Source organism: Paenibacillus taichungensis (assembly GCF_013359905.1).
GTDB lineage: Bacteria > Bacillota > Bacilli > Paenibacillales > Paenibacillaceae > Paenibacillus > Paenibacillus taichungensis.
Window position 1 is genome coordinate 1 of the sequence record NZ_JABMCC010000077.1, and the last position, 21,595, is coordinate 21,595.

Genomic DNA, 21,595 nt, shown 5'->3' on the forward strand with positions numbered 1-21,595 from the left:
CATCAGACTGTAAATCTGCTCCCGTACGGGTTCGGTGGTTCGAATCCATCATCCTCCACCAGTTTTTCGAGTCATTAGCTCAGTTGGTAGAGCACCTGACTTTTAATCAGGGTGTCGAAGGTTCGAGCCCTTCATGACTCACCATTATATGCGCGTGTGGCGGAATTGGCAGACGCACTAGACTTAGGATCTAGCGTCTTTGACGTGGGGGTTCAAGTCCCTCCACGCGCATCCCTTATATGCGGAAGTGGCTCAGCGGTAGAGCATCGCCTTGCCAAGGCGAGGGTCGCGGGTTCGATTCCCGTCTTCCGCTCCAATATTTTGCGCCCTTAGCTCAGCTGGATAGAGCGTTTGACTACGAATCAAAAGGCCGGGAGTTCGAATCTCTCAGGGCGCGCCATTTATAACTTCATATGCCGGCGTGGCGGAATGGCAGACGCGCTCGACTCAAAATCGAGTGGGAAACCGTGGAGGTTCGAGTCCTCTCGCCGGTATAGATAACGGGATGTAGCTCAGCTTGGTAGAGCACCTGGTTTGGGACCAGGGGGTCGCATGTTCAAATCGTGTCATCCCGATTTTTACATGCGGGTGTAGTTCAATGGTAGAACTTTAGCCTTCCAAGCTAATAGCGTGGGTTCGATTCCCATCACCCGCTTTATAGAAATGCAAAAAAGAGATGGTTTCTGCCATCTCTTTTTTTTGTATTTTTTTACGTTTCCATCAGATTTCGAATACATAGTTCAATGTTAGTAACTTATCGGATCATAGCTTATGAACAGTAGGATAATACACAACACCCACAGTGATAAAGCTATGTTTATTTGCCATTTTGTAAAACGCTTACAAAAATATCTTGCCTAATCCTTCAGCCTGTAATACTATATCAATTAAGCGCTTAACCTATAGGGGTAAGGCGCTTAAACTTAACGTAGATTAAGCGCTTAACCCGTAAAGGGAAGGGAGATGATCATTCCATGACAACCATTAGACTGACGATGGCTCAGGCTCTGCTCCGATATCTGGATCAGCAATATATTTCCGTTGATGGGGTGGAAACCAAGTTTGTGAAAGGCGTTATTGGCATTTTCGGTCACGGCAACGTAACTGGTATTGGAGAGGCACTGGAACGTAGTTCTGGAAGTTTGACGTATATGCAGGGTAAAAATGAACAAGGCATGGTACATACGGCAGCAGCCTATGCCAAGCAGAAGAACCGTAGACAGATTTATGCCTGCACAACATCCATCGGACCAGGAGCACTGAACATGATTACCGCAGCGGCAACGGCAACGGTCAATCGTATTCCCGTTTTACTGCTTCCGGGTGATAACTTTGCCACGCGTGAACCAGATCCCGTGCTACAACAACTGGAGGTAAGCGGCGATTATACGATTTCAGCCACTGATCCGTTCAAAGCGGTCAGCAAATACTGGGATCGCATCGTGCGTCCCGAACAGTTGATGATTGCTGCCACACAGGCGATGCGCGTGCTGATGGACCCAGCGGAAACGGGCGCGGTAACGCTGGCACTGCCGCAGGATGTGCAGGCAGAGGCGTACGATTACCCTGAATCGTTCTTTGCCCGCAAGGTGCATTACCTGGACCGTCGTCCCCCGGTCCAGGCGGCAATTGAACGGGCAGCGCAGCAGATTGCCCGTGGCAGGAAGCCGCTGATCGTAGCAGGCGGCGGCGTGTTGTATGCCGAGGCATCCACACAGCTGGCTGAATTCGCCGAGGCATTTGGCATTCCGGTTGCCGAGACGCAGGCTGGCAAGAGTGCCTTGGCATGGGACCACCCACTTAATGTGGGTGCCATCGGTGTTACCGGCTCGCTGGCTGCCAACAGGCTTGCTAGAGAAGCGGATGTGGTAATCGGCGTCGGCACCCGTTTCTCGGATTTTACGACGGCGTCCCGGTCTGCTTTTCAGCATCCCGAAGCGGCTTTCATCAATATTAACCTGAACGGCATGGATGCCGCCAAATTGGGTGGGGAAGCGATTCTAGCTGATGCAAGGGAAGGTCTGCAAGCTCTGCAAACGGCTTTACAGGGACGGCAGTATCACAGTGGTTACGGAACATCTGAAATCGCCGACCTTCGGGATGAGTGGAACGCCGAGGTAGATCGACTCTACGGACTGCTACATGAGGCAGGACTCGCGCAGACGAGTGCGGTCGGTGTTATTAATCGGACCATTGATCCTTCTTCCGTCATTGTGTGTGCGGCGGGAAGTTTGCCTGGAGACTTGCACCGTCTGTGGCGCGCGTCTGCACCGAAAACATACCACATGGAGTACGGTTTCTCCTGTATGGGCTATGAGGTGAGCGGGGCATTCGGGGCAGCTCTTGCCGAACCGGATCGTGAAGTGTATGCCATGGTGGGTGACGGTAGTTACCTAATGCTGCATTCTGAACTGGTGACGAGCTTGCAGGAACAGAAGAAGATAACCATTTTACTATTCAACAACAACGGATTTCAGTGTATTCATAATTTGCAACGGGAGCATGGAAGTGACGGTTTCGGCAACGAGTTCCGCTATCGGGAATCGGAGAGCGGACGACTGACCGGGGATTACATGCCTATGGATTTTGCAGCCCATGCCCGCAGCCTTGGAGCCAAAGCCTATAAGGCAGAGACGACGGAACAATTGGAGCAGGCGATCAGAGATGCCCGGAATGAGACCGTGACTACACTGATCGAAATTCCAGTCGTACCCGGAACCAATGCAGGCGGATATGAGTCCTGGTGGAATGTGGGCGTACCAGAAGTATCCAACGAGGAAAAGGTGGTAACGGCTCACCACGCGATGCAGGCAAACCGTGCCAAAGCTAGACACATTTAATTGAGCATATCATCAATCCAAAGAGTAACTTTCAATCAGCATGATATATAGGAATGCGCGCGTTAAATCGAATGATGCAAAAATGTTGAACCACAAAAGGAGACGTGGAGCCATGAACAAGCTGCCATTTCAGCTCGGGATTCATCCGATCAACTGGGTCGGAGAGGATGTAAAGGAGCATGGTGATGCAACAACATGTGAACAGATTCTGGATGACATTCAGCGACTTGGCCTGACAGGTACGGAAATGGGACGCAAATATCCCACGGATCCAGACACATTGCGGGAGGAGTTGGGCAAGCGCAATATACGCCTCGTCTCCCAGTGGAAATCGGTATTGTTCTCCGACCCGGCGTATCGTCAGTCTGAGCTGGACAGCTATCGCAGACACGCGGAGTTTCTGCAATCGATGGGCAGCACGGTGATTAGCACGGCGGAAGTAGGTGGCTCCCTGCATTTTGATCCAAGGCGGACACCGCATGAAAAAGAAGTACTGAGACTCCGTGAATCGGAATGGCACATCTTTGCTGAGGGGCTGAACGAAGCAGGTGCCATCGCCCGTGAGCACGGGTTGAAGCTGACGTACCATCACCATGGAGGTACCGTTGTTGAGCAACCGGATGAGATTGATAAATTGATGGAACTGACAGACCCATCTCTTGTTTATTTGCTCTATGACACAGGTCATGCTTACTACGGCGGAGCTGACCCGTTAGCTCTCCTACGCAAGCATTATGACAGGATTGCCTATATTCATCTAAAGGATATTCGTCCTCAAGTGCTGGAGGAAGCACGGGCGGAACAGTCTGATTTTGTGGGCTGTATTCGTAAAGGGGTATTTACGGTTCCCGGAGATGGATGTATTGATTTTGCACCGATTCTGCAGGAGTTGGTCACACGGGGGTATGATGGCTGGGCGATGCTTGAAGGGGAACAGGACCCTGCGATTCATAATCCGTATGAGTATGCGCGGCGATCGTTGCAATATATGGAGTCCTTATACCAGCACAGCTGATAAAGTCATGGCCATCAGGAGAGAGCCGTACCATGAGGTAAACCAGATTATAAGTGTGAGTTTGATAAATGTATCATTCAAAATCCCATCACAGAAAGGGGTTCAAATACAATGACTTACGTATCCTTTCCTGATTCCAGGAAGATGGATTTCACCGCGATTGGCCGTCTGTGCATCGACTTGAATGCCAATGAGATCAATCGCCCGATGGAAGAGACGATGACCTTTACGAAGTATGTGGGCGGATCTCCGGCTAATATCACGATTGGCATGTCCAGGCTCGGTATGGAAACGGCATTTATCGGCAAAATCGCGAATGACCAGATGGGCAGGTTCATCAACAATTATCTGGAGCGGAACGGGATCGATACGTCAAATGTGGTAACGGACGATACCGGAGCGGTGACAGGACTTGCTTTTACCGAGATCAAAAGTCCAACCGATTGCAGCATTCTAATGTACCGTGACCACGTGGCTGATCTGCTATTGCAGTCGAGAGAGGTGCAGGAACAGCTGATTGCCGACTCCAAAGTTTTGCTCATTTCAGGCACAGCCCTCGCCCAGAGTCCATCTCGTGAAGCGGTATTCCAGGCGCTGGCGTATGCGAAAAAGCATGGCACAATCATTGTGTTTGATCTGGACTATCGTCCTTACACATGGACATCAGCCGAAGAGACGGCGGTCTATTATAACCTCGCTGCCGAGAAATGCGATATCATCCTGGGCACACGTGAAGAGTTCGACATGATGGAGACGTTTGACCATAATCCAGACCATAGCGATCAGGTGACCGCACAAAAATGGTTTGATTTCTCAGCTAAAATTGTCGTCATCAAACATGGCAAGGAAGGCTCCATTGCCTATACCGGCGAAGGGCTATCTCATCAAGCGGACAGCTACCCTGCGCGTGTGGTGAAGACCTTTGGAGCAGGTGATTCCTACGCGGCGGGATTCCTGTATGGGTTGATGCAGGGATGGACGATTGAACGCAGCATGGCGTTTGGCAGTGCGGCAGCATGTATCGTTATCTCCAGCCATAGCTGCTCGGATGCGATGCCAACGGTGGAGCAAGTGAATGACTATATCGAACGCTGCAATCGGGGCGAAATTACGGTGTCTTGAAGCATGTTGAAGTAGTTGGAGTGGATGGCGTAATTGACGCAAGCACATATAAGCGAAGGGAGACAGGGCTATGGGAAAAGGGATTTCGGAAGCGTCAGTAACGGCGACAATGGTTCAAAACTGGATCGGGGGTGCCTGGGTGGCCCCGGCGGCAATCCGTACGGAGCCGGTTGTAAATCCGGCTACGGAAGAGGTCATTGCACACGTACCGCTGTCTGAACAGGCGGATGTGGATTTGGCCGTCCAAACGGCACGGGAGGCGTTCCCGTCCTGGAGTGGCACACCGGTTCCCCGCCGTGCACGGATTCTGTTCCGCTACCAGCAGCTGCTAGTGGAGCACTGGGAAGAACTTGCCCGGCTGGTTACGCTGGAGAACGGTAAAAGCTACGCGGAAGCCTACGGCGAAGTGCAGCGTGGCATCGAATGCGTCGAATTCGCGGCAGGCGCCCCGAATCTGATGATGGGCAAACAGCTGCCCGACATTGCCACTGGGCTAGAGTCAGGCATGTATCGGTACCCAATCGGTGTAATTGGGGGAATAACCCCCTTCAACTTCCCGATGATGGTACCGTGCTGGATGTTCCCGCTGGCGATTGCGTGCGGCAACACCTTTGTCCTGAAACCGTCCGAGCGCACACCGCTGCTGGCAGGCCGTCTGGCTGAGCTGTTCAAGGAAGCAGGGCTTCCGGACGGCGTGCTCAATATCGTTCACGGTGCGCATGACGTCGTGAATGGACTGCTTGAACACAAGGATGTTCAAGCCATCTCTTTTGTCGGATCACAGCCTGTGGCTGAATATGTTTACACTACCGCATCCGCACATGGCAAACGGGTACAGGCGCTTGCTGGTGCCAAAAATCACTCGATCGTTATGCCGGACGCCGATCTCGACCTGACAGTGAAAGAAATCACCAGTGCAGCCTTCGGCTCAGCCGGAGAACGCTGTATGGCCTGCTCGGTTGTTGTCGCCGTCGGCGATGTTGCAGACACGCTGGTGCAAAAGCTGGTGGAAGCAGCAGATCGTATCACGATTGGTAACGGCATGGATGATGGGGTATTTCTGGGTCCTGTCATTCGTGGCCCGCATAAGGAACGTACACTTAGCTACATTGAATCCGGAGAACAGGAAGGCGCTGCTCTGATCCGCGATGGTCGCAAAGATGAAGCGACAGGTAAGTCTGGTTATTTCGTTGGTCCGACGGTATTTGATGAGGTGCAGAGCACTATGAAGATCTGGAAGGACGAGATTTTTGCACCGGTGCTCTCGGTAGCGAGGGTAGCTACGCTGGAGGAAGCAGTGGAATTGGCCAACCGTTCCGACTTTGCCAACGGAGCTTGCCTGTTCACCCGCAGTGGAGCAAGCATGCGCCAATTCCGTGAAACGATTGATGCAGGCATGCTGGGCATTAACCTGGGCGTACCTGCGCCAATGGCATTCTTCCCTTTTTCCGGCTGGAAGAAATCCTTCTACGGTGATCTGCATGCCAACGGTACAGACGGCGTTGAATTTTATACTCGCAAAAAGATGGTTACTGCACGCTGGTAGTCACTCAGGGCATACCAGCCAATGGAAGAACGTTGAGTCCACATGGACACATACAGGGAGGATAACGGAATGGGCAAGGATAAAGTGAGAATTGGCATTATCGGCGCTGGTCGTATCGGTAAAATTCATGCGGACAATCTCCTGCGCAACCCGCATGCCGAGATTGTTGGCATCAGTGATTTGTTTGCAGGACCCGAGCTGGAGGAGTGGGCTTCCAGCCGTGGCATCCCGGTGGTAACGACAGATAGCAGCCAGCTGATCGCCATGCCAAATGTGGATGCAGTGCTGATCTGTTCCTCAACAGATACGCATGTACCACTGATTGAACAGGCAGCCCAGGCGGGCAAACACATTTTTTGCGAGAAGCCGGTCAGTATGGATCTTCATCAGACTCAAGCAGCTGTTGCAGCTGTGCAGAAGGCTGGGGTAAAGCTGCAAATCGGATTCAATCGTCGCTTCGATCATAACTTCAAACGGGTACGTGCATATGTGCAGGAGGGAACGATTGGTGATCCGCATATTATCAAAATCACTTCTCGTGACCCGAGTCCGCCGCCAGCGGAGTACATTCGGGTGTCTGGCGGAATCTTCATGGATATGATGATCCATGATTTCGACATGGCCCGGTATTTGTCCGGGAGTGAGGTGGAGGAAGTCTATGCCCAGGGCAATGTGCTAATTCATCCTGTTTTTGCGGAACACGGCGATGTGGATACGGCCATTGTGACGTTGAGTTTTGAAAATGGAGCAATCGGCGTCATAGATAACAGCCGCCAAGCGGTATATGGATACGATCAGCGAGTCGAGGTATTTGGCTCATTGGGCAGCGCAACAGCTGCGAACGATCATCCGAATACTGCAGAAATTAGTACAGCAAATGGATTGATGCGCGACAAGCCGCTGCACTTTTTCCTGGAGAGATACAACGAAGCGTACGTGCAGGAGACTGCTCTTTTCATCGACGCGATTCGGAACGATACACCTGTCATCGTAAACGGGAATGATGCCGTTCAGGCAGAACGCATCGCACTCGCCGCACGCATGTCCATGGAACAAGGCAGACCTGTGAAGCTGCGTGAAGTCCCGGGAATATCGGTGGAATCCCAGACGGTTGCCCCGTAAGACCATTTTCATAATATACCGGAAGGAGTGGAAGAAAGCATGTCAGAACGTATAGTAAAACCTGTGTTGAATCCGAAAGCAGACGGAACGTTGTTGACGGTCACACCAGAGTCTGCGGGATGGCAATACGTTGGGTTTCAGGTGGTGCAGCTTGCGGAGGGACAGACCCTAACTCGTGAGAGTGGAGATCAGGAACTCTGCCTTGTGCTTCTTAGCGGCTTGGCGAATGTAAGTACTCGTGAATATACGTGGGAGAAAATCGGGAAAAGAATGAGTGTTTTTGAGAAAATTCCTCCGTATTCGATTTACGTATCCAGTTCAGATCGAGTGGAGTTCACCGCTCTTACCGCATTGGAGATTGCCATATGTGCGGCACCAGGTAAAGGCACGTATCCAGCTCGTCTGATTGCCCCGGAAGATGTAGGTGTTGAGACGCGTGGTTACGGCAACCTGGAACGACAGATTCACAACATTTTGCCGGAACAAAAAGAAGCAGACAGTCTGCTCGTCGTTGAAGTGTTCACGCCTGATGGACATTGGTCGAGCTATCCGCCGCATAAACATGACCGGGACGCCCTGCCTGACGAGTCATTGCTGGAGGAGACATACTATTTCCGAGTGCAGCCTGAGCAGGGGTTTGCCATCCAACGGATATACACAGATGATCGAGCTGTAGATGAGACGCTTGCAGTGAACAACGGCGAAGTTGTGCTTGTTCCATGTGGATACCATCCGGTGGGTGCTCCTCCGGGATACGAGGTCTACTATCTGAATGTGATGGCAGGACCAACCCGGACCTGGAAGTTTCATAACGACCCGGACCATGATTGGCTGATGAATAAAAAGTAGTATCGGCTTCAAGTTGCGTATGCGGACTTCCCCCTGCATAATGAGAAGATAACGATTACCTATATATAAGGAATTTATATATAGCACAAATGGGGAAATAACAATGAAAGCAACCATATATGATATAGCACGCGAGGCGGGGGTATCCATTGCAACCGTCTCACAGGTCATTAACGGCAAAGGTAAAATTAGCGAGAAGCGGCGCGCCGAGATTATGGAGATCATGGAGCGGCTTCACTACCAGCCGAGCGCTATTGCTGCTGCACTTACGGGTAAGCAGACATACACGCTCGGGCTGCTCGTGCCCGATATCTCTAATCCGTATTTTGCCGAGCTGGCCAGAGCGGTAGAAGATCGCAGTCGGCAGTTGGGTTATAGCGTCGTGATTTGCAGCACAGACAATAAGGACGAGCGGGTAGAGCGGTATTTGAATCTGCTTCAGCAAAAAAGGGTCGACGGCATGATGATCGGAACAGGTATCGATAATGCCGAGATTCTATCTCCGCTCCTGCAACAGTCGATACCTGTTGCTCTAATTGCCCGTCATATGCCGTCGTTGTCGGTACATACCGTTGCCATCGATGACAGGCTTGGGGGCGCCTTGGCAGCACAGCATCTGCTTGAATTGGGTCATACTCATGTAGCGGTGCTGTCCGAATCGTTCAAAGTCAGCAGCAGTCAGGAACGTGTACGCGGATTTCGTGAAGCATTGGAGAAGGCGGGTTATTCTCTTAAAGCCGATCAGGTGAAAGAGTCATCTGCCGATCTGGGTTCAGCCAAAAAAGAGGCGCTCGTGCTGCTCACAGATAAGAATCGAGCCACAGGCATCTTCTGCTGTAACGACATGCAGGCCATTGGTGCGCTTCAAGCTGCCAAAGAACTAGGCCTGCGTGTGCCTGAAGAGGTATCAATTATCGGATTCGATAATACGATTCTGGCTTCGGTAACCAGTCCGCCTCTGACGACGGTTGCCCAACCTATTGAGGATCTGGGGCGTCGTGCCGTTGATTTATTAATTGATGAGCTAAAAAATGAAGAAAATTCACCGCAAAAAATTGTCCTGAAGCCTGAATTGGTCATTAGAGACTCAACAGGAAAGGTATCAGATCAATCTTAAGACTACAGCCCGGTCCTGAAACATATACGTCGTCCACATAAAACAAGCCGCGTGCACCTAAGGTGAACGCGGCTTGTTGCGTTAAATCTTGAACTTCTTCACTTCCTCGTACAGCGTGTTGGCATGCTGCGCCAGTTCATTGGAACGTTCCGAGATGCTTGTAATGTAATTGAACTGTTCCTGTGTGGAGGAAGCAACCTCTTCTGTAGAAGCCGCGCTCTGTTCCGACATGGCTGCAACACTGGAGATCACTTCGGCAATCTTACCAGAGCTATCATCCAACTCGGTCGTAGCAGAGGATACCAACTGAAGCTGGCTGTCGATGCCGTCAATGGATTGTTTGATTCGGGTAAACGACTCGCGCATCTCATGCACAGCAGCTACCTGCTGCTCAATACCTTGTTCAGCCGAAGTTACTTCACTCACGCTTTGACGACTTGCCGCTTGAATCTCATCCAGCAGGATAATGATATCCTGTGCCGAGTCCGAAGACTGTTCTGCTAGTTTCCGCACTTCTTCGGCAACGACAGCGAAGCCTCGTCCGTGTTCACCCGCTCTGGCCGCTTCAATGGAAGCATTCAGGGCGAGCAGATTGGTCTGGGAGGCGATGCCCCGAATCATGCCGACAATATCCTCAATTTTCTGCGACTTATCCGCCAAAAGCGTGATCGACTCACCCACCCGATCAATGGAAATCCGATTGCCGTCCGCAAGTTCCACCTGTTGATCCACGGCTTGCAATCCGGCAAGCATCGCTTCCCCTGCTTCACGCATCATGGTTACTGATTGTTCAACACTGCGGTTAATGCCGCCAACACTATTACTCATCTCGGACAGTCGACTGGAACCGTCGTAGACCGATTCCGCCTGTTTGCTTGACCCTTGCGCGAGTTCATCTGTGGCGATGGAGATCTGTTCGGCAATACGTTTGGTATTGTCCGTATGTTCTTCCATTTCACCCGAGATGCTTTGCACCCGGTTAGCGGAGGAGGCGACCTGTTTCAGCAGCAGACTGAGTTGAGCGGACATCTGATTGAATGACGTACCTAACTCTGCGAACTCATCTTTTCCTTTGATCTGCACCTGACCGGTAAAGTCACCACTCGACATCAGTCTGGAGGTCGCCCCCAAGCTTTTCAGTGGTTTGATGAATAGTGTTGCAATCCAGTATGCTGCCGCCATAACAACGATTAGCGTAACAGCGATAATCAGAATGTAGTTATTTCGTAATTCATAGTATTCTGAATAGGCTAATTTCTCGGAAATAACTGAACCGACCACCCAGCCCGTGCTGGGGATCTGATTGTAGAACAGTAGATAATTCTCACCATTGTATTTAAAATTCTTCTCTCCTGACGGGTTTGCCTGCATATCGGCCAGTAGTGGTTTTAATTCAGCATTTTCAGAGGCCGACGTATTCACCTGTTTCTCGTCAGGGTGAGCAAGAAGCATTCCTTTTTTATCGATTAAAAATGTATAACCTAGCCCGTCCAAATTGATTTTTTCCACCGTATCCGTAAGGGTAGAGAGCAGCAAATCCCCTGCTACTACGCCTTGTAGCTGTCCCTCTTTATTCAGGACCGGCATCGCCATGGACACCGCGTATTGCTTCGACATCATATCCAGATAGGGATCAGAGAATACCAGTTGATCAGCCTGCTTCGCTTCCTGGTACCAAGGACGCTGACGTGGATCATACCCGGCATCAGGTGTCCAGTCGGAACCATTCATGAAATGACCATCTTGTTCTGAACCATAGTAAAGATCCGAAAGACTCTCTTTGTTACTGCCCAGCTTCATGATGTCAAAATAATCTTCGTTCAGTTGTCCAGCCGGAATTCCTTCCTGAATCACAAACCCCAGTGTTTCCACAACTTTGGCATTGCTGCTGATCCAGCCATTCAGTTCGTTGGCCGCCGAGGACATTAATCCAGTTAATTTGGAATCAACATTACGAGTGGCTTGTTTCTCTGTTTGGTATAAGCCTAGTGTTGCCAGTGGAATCGCCGTAATCAGTACAGCGGCCAGAAACATCATCATTAATTTCGGTTTAAGTTTCATCCAATTCTCCCCCTCTGATGTCCCTGCTAGTATAGGCAAAGCCGAAAGCTTATGTAGTATATCGACATTTTTTTCAAAAAGATAATATAGATATTTATCAAGTTAGTTAGCAATTTATAATATTTAAAATTGAAGGATTATGAAGAGGTTTTTCTTTATAAAGTACTTGTATTTAGTGGGTTATTTTAATGATCTAGAACAATATTTGGATGAGATGGTATACTTATAATGGAATCTTTAATTTCCTGATTTACCCAACAGCGAAAGGAGATCTCAATGAAAAAAAGAACCAAAACCATTCTTGGCGTAGTCGCTGTAATCGTGATTGCAGCTATTGTGATACCCATGTACATTTCGAGACAACATACCACCTTTCGAGCTGAAGTCACGGATCATATGAGTATGCTGGATACACTGGACATTCTGATTATCAAAAAAATACCGACCACCGATCCATACGTTGAAGAAGAAGTGACTATTAAAGATCCCCAAGAGATTAGAAAGATGTTGAAGCTTGCGAAGGATATCGAATTAAGAAGAGTAAAGCAAATAGATATCTCCGAGCGATCCGAGGGGACCCCATATTACTATGACTGGCAGCTTTTGACGAAGAAAGAAGATCGATTTACAGAAGGCTTTGGAATTACGTTTTATAACGAACATGCCGTTTCTATTTATAGCGGATACAAAACGAGAGACAAGCTTGAAAATTATGAAATTACCAATGATTTTAATTTAAGTGAAGTGGAACGCCTATTTACTAATTTGAAGGAGGGGAAGAAATGACGGAGTATCAATTGCGTCCGATTGAGGAGCAGGATATCCCTTTTCTGTGGGAGATGTTGTATGCATCAATCTTCGAGCGGGAGGGGGAAGAGCCTTTTGAACCTGAGATCATCCATAGCCCCGGCATGTCCAAGTACGTTGAAGGCTGGGGGAGAGAGGGAGATTTCGGATTTATCGCCGTGGATTCTCAAGGCAAGCGTATGGGATCGGTGACGTTGCGGTTTTTTAATGATCAGAATGCGGGATATGGTTATGTAAATGCGGCTACACCCGAGATGGGAATGGCTGTGGTTGAGACAGCGCGAGGCAAAGGAATAGGCACCCGTCTCATTCAGGCGGCGTTAGATGAGGCTCGGAAGCGGGCTATTGACGCCGTTTCGCTCAGTGTTGATCCCGATAACGAAGCAATTCGGCTTTATCGGCGTTTCGGATTCGTCGAACAAGGCATGTGTGGCACATCTGTAACGATGGTGTGTGGGATGAACCCATGACCTTACTCCAAGCATGCTGAAAGCAATCATATGAGGATTTGAAAATACAAAAAGGCGTTTCCCTTATATTCTGGGAAGCGCCTTAAGATATGACTTCATATTAATCGCACCGTATTTCCTTTGTGCTCACAAACAGAAAAGAGGAATCTGGACGGCTAACGATGCCTAAAAACCAATCTTCAAACTGCTACCCTCTGTGGCTATTCCCTCCGAGCGGTTGATGGGCAGCTTTTGTTCTGCAGAGAAGCCGAGCGTCTCCCCGTCATGCAGGGTTACATCGTTTTCAACAACATAAGTCGCAGTCATATACATCATTTCAAATACTTCACTTAATGGCTTTGTGGATTGAGTGATTTCCATCTCCTCTTTCCCGAAGTTGCGTAACCCATAAGTATAGGCTGATGTGCCTTCAGAGCTTTGGAATAGTCCGATGAAAATCCAGAGGGAGACGGGCAGCTCACCATCTTTGATTCCACGACTAATGTCCACGTACTGACCTGCTTCCACCACAAGTGGTGCCATATATATAGCCAGCGCATGATTAAGCTGGAGTAAGGCGCTCGCTGTTTGGGTGAACAGGATATGTGCCTGAATGGCGTCAGTTGCATTCAGTACAGAGACAATAATCTGAGATTGATGTCTTGAAGTGACTAGCACCGCGTCCCGCCACAGCACATTTAATTTGGCATTCTCCTCTACTTCGTGATCAGGGACAGGGGCATTAATGTGAGCACACACCACTTGCATTCCATCCACTTCGAAAAAAAGATTGCCTTCCTCCGGACGTTCCTCAATCTCAATATTCCACTCGTTTTTCATCGTGCTAATGAAGTGATCAAAATTACAATCTTCGTGCTCTAGCAAAACAAATCCAACGATGGTTTCGCTATATGGAGCAGTATGTACGGCTCCACCTGCGGTCGGGTGTTCCTTTTTGCGGCGTCGAAGCTTGTCAAACAGTCCCATAAAAACGTTCTCCTTTCCAGACCAATCACAGTGATCAGGCATAATCCGATGCCTTTATAACCATACCTTACCACATTGGAGCTTTTAATGAATCCCGGTATGGTAATGACCATCAGGTGATCAGAGGAAAAGAACGAGAAGTAATGCAATGATCGCAGGCAGCCCTTGTTTGATAATGATGGACCGAGTAGCGGTTACACCTCCGTAGAGGGCGGCGATAATGACACATGCCAGGAAGAAGATCTGAATGTGCTGTCCGACGGATGTATCCGGATAAACGAGTCCCCAGATCAAACCAGCGGCCAAAAATCCATTGTACAGACCTTGATTGGCTGCCAGGGACTTGGTGGATTCCGCTAGTTCAGGGGTAAGACCGAACGTCTTCATCGTGCGTGGACGGGTCCACAGGAACATCTCCATCACCATGATGTAGAAGTGCTCAATGGCTACAATAGCCACGAAAATGATACTAATCAAAAGAAACACCTTGCTTTCTTATATGTCATTTATTTACTTGTCCTACTCAGTATAAATGTTTGCCATCCGAACTGAAAGTAAAAATTTAATTTTACACAAATTAATTGTGTAAATTATTAATGAGTTCATGATTCTCTTTTATAATCATGCCGCGGATTAAGTACAAAGATAAACATAAGCTGATTGTCGAAAATCCATTCATTGGGTAATAATGAACAATAAAGAAGTGAACTTACTCATGGAAAAGGGGGATTTGCGTGGGTGTGGGAACCGTTCAATTCGTCCTGCTGGCGGATGATCCATCAACGTTTGTTACACGAGTCGTACCTTTTATCGATATTGAACTCGCTGGAATTCCGAGTGACCGGCATTACGGTCTGTTGCGCCCGGCGGACTCCCGCCAGAAAATATACAAACGGGGAACGCCGATTGCAAATCGCAGGCAAATCAGTATTGTCTCAGAAGAGGAATGTGCTCTCATAGCACAGAAGATGAATATTCCGGAAGTACGCCCGGAGTGGCTCGGCGCCAACCTATTGGTCCGTGGTGTTGAAAAGTTGACGGAGCTTCCTGTCGGGACGCGACTTCTGTTCCCGGATGGAACGGGGCTGATCTGTGAAGGGGAGAATCTGCCTTGTGTACACCCAGGGAAAATCATTGAGCAATTCTACGAACAGGATGGCTTGCGCAAAAAGTTCGTGCCAGCCGCCCGCAAAAAACGCGGAATCGTCTGCTCAGTTGAGCGTGAAGGCGTCATCCGTACAGGAGATAACATCGAAGTTATTCGCCTGTCCTGAGGCTTCAGGACAGGTTTTTGCATTACAGCCGAATCCGCTTGCTTCGCCTGTAGTTAATCTCAATTTATCCTCTGGAATGGACGTATTCTTCAGGTGTACTGCCGATAATAGACTTGAAGTCTTTGATAAAATGCGACTGATCGTGATATCCAAGGTCCTGGGAAAGCTTAACCAGATCGCAATCTACACCCTGCTCCATCAGCTCAGCAGCATTTTGCAGGCGGTAGAGCTTGATCACCATTTTGGGGCTGATGCCCACATACTGATTGAACAGGCGCTGGAGCTTTCTTTTGTGCATATTCCAGGAGGCAGACAAATCATCGACTCTCAACATATCCCGATGCTGCTCAATATACAGCACAATCTGGCTGACCAGAATGGCTTGATCATCAGGAGGAGGGAGATGTTTACAGAGAAGCTGATCCATATAACTGACTTTGTCCGCATCACATCCATCTCCGAGCAGACGTTCTTCGAGCTGTGGAGCATCGACACCAAGCACACCAGAGACATCCAAGGGGGTCCCATACAATGTAGAAACGGGAGTACGAATGAATGGATAGAAGCCGCCAGGCTTAAACTTCACCCCAAACACGCTTCCTTTTCCACGCACGAGATAAGAAAATTTCTGTCCAGATGGACCGAAGAAAAAGGTGTTTCCCCGCTCTACCACCAGATTGACACAGGGGTTCGGGACCACATGCTGCGGATATGGATCATGCCCGGTAAGATCCCAGGAGACGATCCAGAAATGCTTGACCAAAGAACTCAATGCTTCGGAAGGGGCATACCGTGTCAGGCAATATCTTTTGTCGCCCTCATCCAGATTCAGAAGACCCATACTGGGTCTGATAGCTTGATCTGCATGTTTCATTTTGTCGATTCCTCCAGGTACCTCGTCAACTCTGCTTCGTTACGAACCATGCACAATTTATGTTGGTGAGGCTGCAAACACGCCATGATTAGTGCTTTTTCCTTACGGTCATGTTGATAGCTCCATTTATACATCTTCCAGAGCATAGTGAAAGTCTGTCGGTAATTCCCTTGTTCAAGCCCGAGCTTCTGTACTGTGAAACGTTTGAGAATGCGCACATTCCTTCTCCACACGGGGGTATTCAAATAGACGATAAGATCAGCCTGCTCGAAACTGCTTGCTACCCATTTATAGTGCACACCTTCGATAATCCACTGATTGGAATACACTGCTTTTTGCAGAAGTGTGTCCCGCGTCTCCGGACTATTGCGAATATCCTGTCCTTGAGGTACACGGTGCCACACAATATTGTCGAGCTCATAATAAGGAAGGTCTAACCTCGCGGATAAGTGGCGGGCCAGTGTAGATTTACCGCTGCCGACTGAGCCGATAATATGTATTTTGTTTGGCCTTAGTTTGATCTTGGATTGTTCACCGACCATTCCGTAACCAGTCCCCCCTTTATTTTACCTGTGCTCTCTGAACAACAACGCCCGGACAGCGAAACGTGGCAAAATAAGTTGTCTGCGCCATCTGGAAGGCTCGCTGAGCAGTCGATAAAGCCATTCCAAATTAAGCTTCTGCCATATTGCAGGTGCTCGTTTGGTTTTGCCGGCCAGAATATCCAGGCTTCCTCCGACTCCGATGGCTATACGAGCATTGAGTTGATGGCGATATTTGTTGATCCAGTGTTCAGCATTGGGTGCTCCTAGGGCCACAATAAGAAAATCAGGTTGTGCCTCTTGAATTTCTTCTACAATGCTTTGCTCCTCGTCCGTTGTGAAAAATCCATGATGTCTGCCACGAACAACAACTCCCGGATAGTTATGCGCAATAACTTCTACAGCCCGCTTACTGACGCTTTCTTCTGCCCCGAGCATATAAAAGGACCAATTCTTCCTGCTTCCTTCCTCCAACAAACGAAAAAGCAGGTCACAACCAGTTACCCGTTCGGTCAATTGTCCACCTCGAAAGCGGGATACCATAACAATGCCCGCGCCGTCAGCGGTCACAATGCCTGCCTGATCCACGACCGAACGAAGCGCCTGATCCTTCTGGCAAGACATGACGATTTCCGGATTGCCTGTGATGACATGGAACAGTTCGGATTGTCTCTGATCGACTACATCACTAAGAATTGTAACCGTCTGATCCATAGTTATATTGGGAAATGGGATTCCCATAATATTTGTTGTTTGGTTCATATTTTAGTTCCTTTCTGGATGCTAACTATCCGTCCCCAACTTGTATACAATTCCTGTTATTTCATTCCATTTTAGTATATCTGATCTCCTGGCAAAGCACTATATTTGTTGAAGTTTAGCACCGGACGAAAAGTCCAAAACATTCAAGCTTTATGGCATCTAAAATCATTTATTTTCGCTGTTGTCGCGTTTTTACAATACACCGCTTGGGTATAACGATAGGATAGTGTTGCAAGCAAGTTTCAGTTGTACCTTCAATACAACACATAAAGGGAGTGAGTTCATGGAATTGAAATATGAGTTCTATATTAATGCCGGACAGGAAGACGTGTGGAATGCCCTGATCTCGCCGGACGGTACACGGAGCAGTTTTTTTGGCAGCGAACTTCGTTCCAATTTCCAACCGGGTCAGCCGTTCGCCTATGTGGGGCCTGGGAATGACGGTGCAGAGACGGTTCATGTATACGGCGATATTCTGGAATTCGAACCTTTATCCCTGTTAAGTTACCTTGAGCATCCCGGACCTTCCTACCACGCCAATCACGCTGAGCTTCAATCCAGAGTAGTATTCCAGCTGGAGAAGGTAGGGGAATGTACGAAGTTAACATTGATCAATGACCAATTTACGGACAACCATCCATCCTTTGCAAACGCACAGAGTAGCTGGTGGATGATATTGAGCAGTATCAAGACATGGGCAGAGACGGGCGAAACGCTGAATTTTGGCTGGTAAAATCCAGATAGCAAGAGAATATATGAATATAACATCATAACAACATGAAAAAAGCGCTGATAAGGCGTCTTTATAAACGAGTGTTGAGTGATAAAATAATTGCATAAGAAAAATCCACCGAAGTGCATTTCTGCTGTCGGTGGATTTTTTATGTTCAAAGATATATGCAATTCGATGTGTTTAGTTATACTTGTTGAACTTTGATCAAGTTGGTGTTACCGGATTGACCAATCGGTACGCCAGCGGACAATACGATGATGTCCCCTTTTTCGATATAACCAGTTTTGATTGCATTGCGTGTAGCGGACTCGAACATTTCATCGGTTGTCGTTACTTTGTCGCCCATAACCGGAATGACACCGGAGAGCAAGCAGATTTTAGCAAGTACTTCTTCATGCTGTGTAACCGCGATGATCGGTGCTTTCGGACGGTATTTGGAGATCATACGCGCCGTAAATCCACTCTCGGTAGAAGTGATGATCGCTTTGGCATTCAGGACGAGGGAAGAACTAACTGCTCCCTGACTGATAACTTCGGTAATATCAGCTACTTGTTGAGCGGATTTTTGGTTGAATTGTTCTTTGTAATCAATCATCGTTTCAGCACGGCGAGCAACAGCAGCCATCGTGCGCACGGATTGTACCGGATATTTACCTGCTGCCGATTCACCAGACAACATCACAACGTCTGCCCCTTGAAGAACAGCGTTAGCAACGTCACTAACTTCGGAACGAGTTGGACGCGGATTCACTTGCATGGATTCCAGCATGTGGGTTGCAACGATAACCGGTTTACCTGCACGGTTACATTTATCGATCATTTCTTTTTGCATCATAGGTACGTCTTCGATTGGTACTTCAACCCCTAGATCTCCACGCGCTACCATGATACCGTCAGATGCTTCAATGATATCGTCCAGGTTAGTCATACCTTCCTGGTTTTCGATTTTGGAGATAATTTGTACATGATCTACACCGCGTTCTTTCAGGATGCTGCGAATTTCACGAATGTCGTCGCCTTTACGAACAAAGGAAGCAGCGATGATTTCGATACCGTTTTCGATCCCGAATCCGATGTGCATAACGTCACGTTCCGTTACACCTGGCAAAGTCGTTTTGATTCCTGGCAAGTTAACCCCTTTACGTGGTTTCAGAATGCCACCGCTGATGATTTTACAGTGAATATCAGAACCTTCCACGGACAGTACAGTCAGATCTACCAAGCCATCATCAATGAGGATGCGATCTCCCGGTTTTACAACGAGGTTTAATTCAGGATAGTTTACCGAAATACGCTCAGCGTCACCAAGAATTTCTTCGGTAGTCAGGATAAGCTCTTTACCCGCTTGCAGATGGCAGGATGCTTCTTTCAGTTTGCCAATACGAACTTCCGGTCCTTTGATATCCATCATGATTGGTACATACGTATTCAATTCGGAAGCCGCTTTGCGGATATTGTTAATCCGTGCCACGTGATCTTCCAGCTCGCCGTGAGCCATATTCAGACGGGCAACAGTCATCCCTTCCTGAATCATTACTTTTAACAATTCGATTGAGTCACAAGCAGGTCCCATAGTACAAATAATTTTTGTTTTCAACATGCTATTTTCCTCCTCATATGTTTGCTTATATGTGTATTGTAGCGTTTTCTGTCGAATCAGGGTATGAACTATAGTACAATGATTAGAATATAGTCCAATAATGAGGTGTGTTATGGTCACTCCATTAGAAGTACGACACATTAATGGTGTCGGTTGGTACGAAGAAGCGGTGCAGTCACAGGCAACTTGGCGGTTAAGCTTGGTTACTTATGGAAAATGTGTATATTGGGTGAACGGAGAGAAGCAGATCATGGAGAAAGGTGAGCTGCTGCTAATTCCCGCTGGCATTCCGTATTACGGCAAAAGTATTCCTACCGTAACTCACACGCAAATTGTTGTTCAATTACAGGGGGAGCATGCACAAGGTTTGCCCGCGCTGGAACGGAGAGAGGCCTTGCGACATAAGCCCGGATGTTATGAACTGATTCATGAACGCATGAAAGCCATCCAACAACAATGGCAGGAACGTCCGTCTTATTATGTCATGATGAGCCAAGCCTTATTGATGGAAGTGCTTATTTATATAAATAGGGAACTGGATCGCGGAGTTATTCCACCGGAGAGACATGTCCATGCGGAGCGGATGAAGCGATACATTGAGCGGCATTACCGGGAGAAAGTTACGAAAGAAGAGCTCGGGGATGAGATCGGTAAAACTCCTAATTACGCAGCCGCGTTATTTAAAAGCATGACGAATCAGACGATCAGCCAATATGTTCATGATCAACGGATGAAAAGGGCAGTGTATTTGCTTACCGAGTCACAGCTCTCCATTCAGGAAATTGCAGAATTTCTCGGTTACCGTGATCTGTCTTATTTTTACCGGATATTCAAGCGTTTAATGGGAAGTCCTCCATCTGATTTGCTCCATGAACGCCCACCTATTGTATGAAGGACAAGTTCCTCATGGTTGCGTCCTGAAAAGTTCTTACATTTAAACATCAACATAAATTACGCAAAAAAAAGAGGGCCTAGGCCCTCTTTTTGGTCTCATGACAGTCGAATTATTCCTGCCCTTTGCAATATAAATCATATACTAAGCGTTACTGCTTGAATTTGTAGCCGTGATAGGCTGCTTTGCTTTTTTGCTTGCCGAACCAACTCGAACCGCAACTACATGCACAGCCCAATATGCTGCTTCCGCGAATAGAATGCCGCCAGCTACATCCAGCAGCGAGTGCTGCTTCACAAACACCGTCGAAGCAATAATCAGCCACAGCCATATCGACCATGAGATCCGCGCCAGTGGTTTGAAGTTCAAGTGGCGATTAATGATGATGAAGAGCAGATAACTTGTGAGACAGTGGATGCTTGGAAAACAGTTGAATGGAGCATCATTGGTATAGATAAATTGTACAAGCGCACTGCTTAGACCAGTTCCGATAGCTTCCGGCCGCGGCACGTAAGTAGGGAAGACCGCAAAAACGATATTGGCTGCGATTACTCCTACATTATAGGTAATTATCATACGCCAGAATAACGATTTGTTCGTCAGACCCAAGTAGAGAAATCCAAGATACAGAATCGGCATCCAACTGACATAAGGATAAATAAATTCTTTGATAAAAGGAATCTGTGTATCAATCCAGGCATAATTGTAGAAGACATCACTTCCGGTGTTACTGCCCAACAAAACATAAATGGAACCTTGAAGCGGTATACATAAGATTGCCAGCAAATGTCCCCAGCGCAGAAATAATGCTTTCATAGTATCCCCCTGATTTTGTTCTTCATTTCACAGCTTTCATATTAACTCTCCACATATATGACGTTGCAGAAGTGTTGCACCCCTGCACTAATTTATTCTTTTACTAATATAATAGACATTTTAGCACTTGAGCCATACCTGATTGTAAGGTAAAAGCTGTAAGAGGAATTCTCTTTTTTGTTACTTT

20 protein-coding genes and 7 tRNA genes are annotated in these 21,595 nt (G+C 48.1%); 19 read left to right on the forward strand and 8 right to left on the reverse strand.

The annotated features are described in order from the left end of the window. Positions 1–68: 68 nt before the first annotated feature. The 14 genes from HP548_RS00770 (at position 69) to HP548_RS00835 (ending at position 9,611) form a co-directional block, all read left to right on the forward strand. Positions 69–144 (forward strand) — tRNA-Lys (locus HP548_RS00770). Between the two features lie 6 nt (positions 145–150). After that, positions 151–231: transfer RNA gene (locus tag HP548_RS00775), tRNA-Leu, on the forward strand. A gap of 10 nt (positions 232–241) precedes the next feature. Beyond that, positions 242–316: transfer RNA gene (locus tag HP548_RS00780), tRNA-Gly, on the forward strand. Positions 317–323: 7 nt separating this feature from the next. After that, positions 324–400 (forward strand) — tRNA-Arg (locus tag HP548_RS00785). 15 nt (positions 401–415) lie between these two features. Further along, a tRNA-Leu gene (locus HP548_RS00790) sits at positions 416–494 on the forward strand. 7 nt (positions 495–501) lie between these two features. Then, positions 502–575, forward strand: a tRNA-Pro gene (locus HP548_RS00795). 9 nt (positions 576–584) lie between these two features. Next, positions 585–655, forward strand: a tRNA-Gly gene (locus HP548_RS00800). 319 nt (positions 656–974) lie between these two features. Then, positions 975–2,840, forward strand: coding sequence for a 3D-(3,5/4)-trihydroxycyclohexane-1,2-dione acylhydrolase (decyclizing) (gene iolD / locus HP548_RS00805; protein WP_175380617.1), 1,866 nt, complete (start codon positions 975–977; stop codon positions 2,838–2,840). Between the two features lie 112 nt (positions 2,841–2,952). Further along, entirely contained in the window at positions 2,953–3,855 is a 903-nt protein-coding gene (iolE, locus tag HP548_RS00810; RefSeq protein WP_175380618.1) for a myo-inosose-2 dehydratase, read from the forward strand. Between the two features lie 111 nt (positions 3,856–3,966). Beyond that, positions 3,967–4,977: a 5-dehydro-2-deoxygluconokinase gene (gene iolC / locus HP548_RS00815; protein WP_175380619.1), complete on the forward strand. Its 1,011-nt coding sequence runs from the start codon at positions 3,967–3,969 to the stop codon at positions 4,975–4,977. Between the two features lie 70 nt (positions 4,978–5,047). After that, complete coding sequence (locus tag HP548_RS00820; RefSeq protein ID WP_281364781.1) at positions 5,048–6,523, forward strand: CoA-acylating methylmalonate-semialdehyde dehydrogenase; 1,476 nt, start codon at positions 5,048–5,050, stop codon at positions 6,521–6,523. A gap of 69 nt (positions 6,524–6,592) precedes the next feature. Next, on the forward strand, positions 6,593–7,645 hold the full coding sequence (iolG, locus tag HP548_RS00825) for an inositol 2-dehydrogenase (protein ID WP_099859372.1): 1,053 nt from the start codon (positions 6,593–6,595) through the stop codon (positions 7,643–7,645). A gap of 39 nt (positions 7,646–7,684) precedes the next feature. Next, a complete protein-coding gene (gene iolB / locus HP548_RS00830; RefSeq protein WP_099859371.1) occupies positions 7,685–8,494 on the forward strand; it encodes a 5-deoxy-glucuronate isomerase in 810 nt (269 codons plus the stop codon). Positions 8,495–8,597: 103 nt separating this feature from the next. Next, positions 8,598–9,611: a LacI family DNA-binding transcriptional regulator gene (locus HP548_RS00835; protein WP_175380620.1), complete on the forward strand. Its 1,014-nt coding sequence runs from the start codon at positions 8,598–8,600 to the stop codon at positions 9,609–9,611. An 81-nt stretch (positions 9,612–9,692) separates the two neighbouring features. Here the strand turns inward: HP548_RS00835 and HP548_RS00840 are convergent, their stop codons facing one another. Beyond that, the gene (locus HP548_RS00840) at positions 9,693–11,672 is read right to left on the reverse strand and encodes a methyl-accepting chemotaxis protein (RefSeq protein ID WP_076292246.1); all 1,980 of its coding nucleotides are present in this window, start codon (positions 11,670–11,672) and stop codon (positions 9,693–9,695) included. A 276-nt stretch (positions 11,673–11,948) separates the two neighbouring features. Between HP548_RS00840 and HP548_RS00845 the strand changes: the two genes are divergently transcribed. Continuing rightward, positions 11,949–12,458 carry a hypothetical protein gene (locus tag HP548_RS00845; protein WP_175380621.1) on the forward strand — a complete coding sequence of 170 codons (510 nt, stop codon included), beginning with the start codon at positions 11,949–11,951 and terminating at the stop codon, positions 12,456–12,458. Then, the gene (locus HP548_RS00850) at positions 12,455–12,949 is read left to right on the forward strand and encodes a GNAT family N-acetyltransferase (protein ID WP_175380622.1); all 495 of its coding nucleotides are present in this window, start codon (positions 12,455–12,457) and stop codon (positions 12,947–12,949) included. Before HP548_RS00845 ends, HP548_RS00850 begins: the two co-directional genes overlap by 4 nt. Before the next feature lie 165 nt (positions 12,950–13,114). Here the strand turns inward: HP548_RS00850 and HP548_RS00855 are convergent, their stop codons facing one another. After that, on the reverse strand, positions 13,115–13,915 hold the full coding sequence (locus HP548_RS00855; protein ID WP_175380623.1) for a DUF4261 domain-containing protein: 801 nt from the start codon (positions 13,913–13,915) through the stop codon (positions 13,115–13,117). A gap of 120 nt (positions 13,916–14,035) precedes the next feature. After that, on the reverse strand, positions 14,036–14,401 hold the full coding sequence (locus HP548_RS00860) for a DUF1304 domain-containing protein (protein ID WP_099859365.1): 366 nt from the start codon (positions 14,399–14,401) through the stop codon (positions 14,036–14,038). A gap of 254 nt (positions 14,402–14,655) precedes the next feature. Here HP548_RS00860 and HP548_RS00865 point away from each other — a divergent pair, with 254 nt between their 5' ends. Continuing rightward, positions 14,656–15,189, forward strand: a complete 534-nt coding sequence (locus tag HP548_RS00865; protein WP_083679156.1) for an MOSC domain-containing protein — start codon at positions 14,656–14,658, stop codon at positions 15,187–15,189. A gap of 64 nt (positions 15,190–15,253) precedes the next feature. On the opposite strand, the gene HP548_RS00870 is transcribed toward HP548_RS00865, so the two are convergent. The 3 genes from HP548_RS00870 to HP548_RS00880 are packed head-to-tail and all read right to left on the reverse strand — an operon-like array spanning position 15,254 to position 17,367. Beyond that, positions 15,254–16,063: a helix-turn-helix domain-containing protein gene (locus HP548_RS00870; RefSeq protein ID WP_175380625.1), complete on the reverse strand. Its 810-nt coding sequence runs from the start codon at positions 16,061–16,063 to the stop codon at positions 15,254–15,256. Further along, positions 16,060–16,605 carry a P-loop NTPase family protein gene (locus HP548_RS00875; RefSeq protein ID WP_175380626.1) on the reverse strand — a complete coding sequence of 182 codons (546 nt, stop codon included), beginning with the start codon at positions 16,603–16,605 and terminating at the stop codon, positions 16,060–16,062. The genes HP548_RS00870 and HP548_RS00875 overlap by 4 nt, the downstream gene beginning before the upstream one ends. Positions 16,606–16,629: 24 nt before the next feature. Continuing rightward, positions 16,630–17,367: a WecB/TagA/CpsF family glycosyltransferase gene (locus tag HP548_RS00880; RefSeq protein WP_175380627.1), complete on the reverse strand. Its 738-nt coding sequence runs from the start codon at positions 17,365–17,367 to the stop codon at positions 16,630–16,632. A 283-nt stretch (positions 17,368–17,650) separates the two neighbouring features. On the opposite strand from HP548_RS00880, the gene HP548_RS00885 reads away from it, so the two are divergent. Further along, entirely contained in the window at positions 17,651–18,100 is a 450-nt protein-coding gene (locus tag HP548_RS00885) for an SRPBCC family protein (protein ID WP_175380628.1), read from the forward strand. Positions 18,101–18,284: 184 nt separating this feature from the next. On the opposite strand, the gene pyk is transcribed toward HP548_RS00885, so the two are convergent. Next, complete coding sequence (gene pyk / locus HP548_RS00890; protein ID WP_076292255.1) at positions 18,285–19,700, reverse strand: pyruvate kinase; 1,416 nt, start codon at positions 19,698–19,700, stop codon at positions 18,285–18,287. 112 nt (positions 19,701–19,812) lie between these two features. Between pyk and HP548_RS00895 the strand changes: the two genes are divergently transcribed. Next, a complete protein-coding gene (locus HP548_RS00895; protein ID WP_076292256.1) occupies positions 19,813–20,592 on the forward strand; it encodes an AraC family transcriptional regulator in 780 nt (259 codons plus the stop codon). Positions 20,593–20,736: 144 nt separating this feature from the next. On the opposite strand, the gene HP548_RS00900 is transcribed toward HP548_RS00895, so the two are convergent. Further along, the gene (locus tag HP548_RS00900) at positions 20,737–21,408 is read right to left on the reverse strand and encodes a phosphatase PAP2 family protein (protein WP_175380629.1); all 672 of its coding nucleotides are present in this window, start codon (positions 21,406–21,408) and stop codon (positions 20,737–20,739) included. Positions 21,409–21,595 lie beyond the last annotated feature (187 nt).